This is a genomic window from Albidovulum sp. (assembly GCF_049646345.1).
Classification (GTDB): domain Bacteria; phylum Pseudomonadota; class Alphaproteobacteria; order Rhodobacterales; family Rhodobacteraceae; genus Albidovulum.
On sequence record NZ_JBARVQ010000318.1, the window covers coordinates 1 to 2,534 of the forward strand.

The following is a 2,534-nucleotide window of genomic DNA, read 5'->3' on the forward strand; positions in this document are numbered from 1 at the left end:
GGACAAGGCTGGTCCCCGGCCCTGCGTTGTAGGGGGCAGGACCACCTCTGCACCAATCAGTGCGGTCACGTCGGTAGCGATTGCCGCGGCAATGAAGGGGTTGTGTGTCCCGGACGGCTGCGACAGAATCAGACTTCATCCCAGAGAGCCAAAGGTGCCCCATGCCCGTGAAGAACCGATTTGCCGAACTCTTGCCCGAAATCACCGAATGGCGGCAGGATTTCCACGCGCACCCCGAGATTCTGTTTGAAACGCATCGCACCGCGGCGCGGGTGGCGGATCTCTTGGATCAGTTCGGCTGCGATGAAGTGGCAACCGGCATCGGGCGCACGGGCGTTGTCGGCGTCATCCGGGGCAAGCGCGATACATCCGGCAAGGTCATCGGGCTGCGCGCGGATATGGATGCTCTGCCGATCGAAGAGACGACCGGCCTGGACTATGCGTCGAAAACGCCCGGCGCCATGCATGCCTGCGGCCATGACGGGCACACCGCCATGCTTCTCGGGGCCGCGAAATACCTGGCCGAAACGCGGAATTTCGATGGCACGGTTGTCGTCATCTTCCAACCTGCGGAAGAAGGCGGCGGCGGCGGGCGCGAAATGTGCGCCGATGGCATGATGGACCGCTGGGGCATTCAGGAAGTCTATGGCATGCACAACTGGCCGGGCCGCCCGCTTGGATCCTTCGCGATCCGCCCCGGAGCATTCTTTGCAGCGACGGACAATTTCGAGATCACGATCGAGGGCAGGGGCGGCCATGCCGCCAAACCGCATGACACGATCGACAGCACGGTTGTTGCAAGCCATGTCGTTCTGGCTCTGCAAACCATCGCCAGCCGCAACGTCGATCCGGTGCATCAGATCGTCGTCTCGGTGACTTCGTTCGAAACCTCGTCGAAAGCCTTCAATGTTATCGCGCAGCGCGTGCATTTGAAGGGGACTGTGCGGACCTTGGACAACGGTGTTCGGGCACTTGCGGAAAAGAGGCTGCACAAGCTGGTCGAGGCCACCGCCGAGGCCCATGGCGCGGTGGCGACGATCAACTACATGAAGGGCTATCCTGTGATGATCAATCACGAGGAGCAGACCGAATTTGCCGCCGAGGTCGCGCGCAAGGTGTCTGGCGCCTGCGACGAAGCCCCGCTGATCATGGGCGGCGAGGATTTCGCCTATATGCTCGAGGAACGCCCCGGGGCCTACATCCTCGTCGGCAACGGCGATACCGCGATGGTGCACCATCCGGCCTATAACTTCAGCGACGAGGCGATCCCGGCGGGCTGTTCATGGTGGGCCGAAATCGTCGAGACCCGGATGCCTGCGGCCTGAGACCTTGAAACCCTTCCTGATCCTGCAACTCCGGCCCGAAACCGAGGCCGCCGACGATGAATTCGATGCGATCCTGCGCAAATCAGGGCTGCGGCAGGACGAGGTTATCCGCGTCCGACTGGATCGCGAGGGTCTTCCCGGTGGGATGCAGCTTGACGACCTGTCGGGCGTTATCGTCGGCGGCGGTCCGGGCTGTGTTTCGGACCCGCCGGACAAAAAGTCAGCCGTTGAAGCCCGGATCGAAGCGGCCGTGCTGGGGCTGATGCCGGACATCACCGCGCGTGACTTCCCCTTCATGGGTTGCTGCTATGGCATTGGCGTTCTGGCGCACCATCTGGGCGCGCCGGTGACCAAGGATCATCATGGCGAAGGCGTCGGCGCGACCCTTTGCAAGCTGACCGAAGCCGGCGCATCGGATCCGCTTCTTGAGGGATTTCCACAGGAATTTCAGGCGTTTGTCGGCCACAAGGAAGCTCTTGACGCCTTGCCGGATGGCTGTGTTCACCTTCTGGCCTCGGACCCGTGTCCCTATCAGATGATCCGCTACGGCGAAAATGTCTACGCCACGCAGTTTCACCCCGAGGCCGATGCCGCAGGGTTCGAAACGCGCATCAGGGTCTATCGCGAAAGGGGTTACTTTCCGCCCGAGGCCGCGGACAGTCTGATCGACATGTGTCGCGCGGCGGATGTAGCCATGCCCGAGCATTTGCTGCGGCGGTTCGTGGCGCGCTATCGCACGACCTGAGTCACAAGTTCTTGCCGCCTGCTACGCGGCAGCTTGGCTTTTGTACCAAAGTTGGATGCTTTGCCACTTCGCCGCAGTTTCATTGATGGCGAAGAGGACGAAACTGGCTTCCTCGTCAGTCATCAGAACACTCAGATTAAACCGCACAAAGCCCGGCTTGTCGCTTTCATCTCCGGCAAGAATCTTCTGACGCATCGTCTTTGATCTTTCGTCGCCGATGTTGAGCAGTCGATGCACATAAGGGCCGGCGCAGGCGCAACCGCCCCGGACCTGAACGCCATAGAGATCGCTGAGTGCCCGCGTGAACAACTGGTAATCGAAGTGACGTTCCATGCTGTCCGCAAGGATGACAGAGAAGATCGGCAAGCGGTCGCTCCGGACACCGCCGAGGATCGCGATGGCTGGATTGCCGTCGAGCGCTTTCAGGCCAAATTCGGTCAGTTCGGCATTGCGCGCAGTAATGA

The 2,534-nt window shown here is 61.2% G+C and carries 2 protein-coding genes and 1 pseudogene; 2 read left to right on the forward strand and 1 reads right to left on the reverse strand.

From position 1 onward, the window contains the following. The first annotated feature begins 161 nt into the window (after positions 1-161). Positions 162-1,325, forward strand: coding sequence for a M20 aminoacylase family protein (locus WBB85_RS08080; RefSeq protein WP_432638109.1), 1,164 nt, complete (start codon positions 162-164; stop codon positions 1,323-1,325). Between the two features lie 4 nt (positions 1,326-1,329). Next, complete coding sequence (locus WBB85_RS08085; protein ID WP_432638110.1) at positions 1,330-2,070, forward strand: glutamine amidotransferase; 741 nt, start codon at positions 1,330-1,332, stop codon at positions 2,068-2,070. Positions 2,071-2,091: 21 nt separating this feature from the next. Here WBB85_RS08085 and WBB85_RS08090 read toward each other — a convergent pair. After that, a pseudogene (locus WBB85_RS08090) lies at positions 2,092-2,534 on the reverse strand (aminotransferase class V-fold PLP-dependent enzyme); the annotation flags it as partial.

Excerpts from the sequence above, each read along its gene's own strand:
- WBB85_RS08080 (WP_432638109.1), top strand. The coding sequence starts at position 162 with ATGCCCGTGAAGAACCGATTTGCCGAACTCTTGCCCGAAATCACCGAA.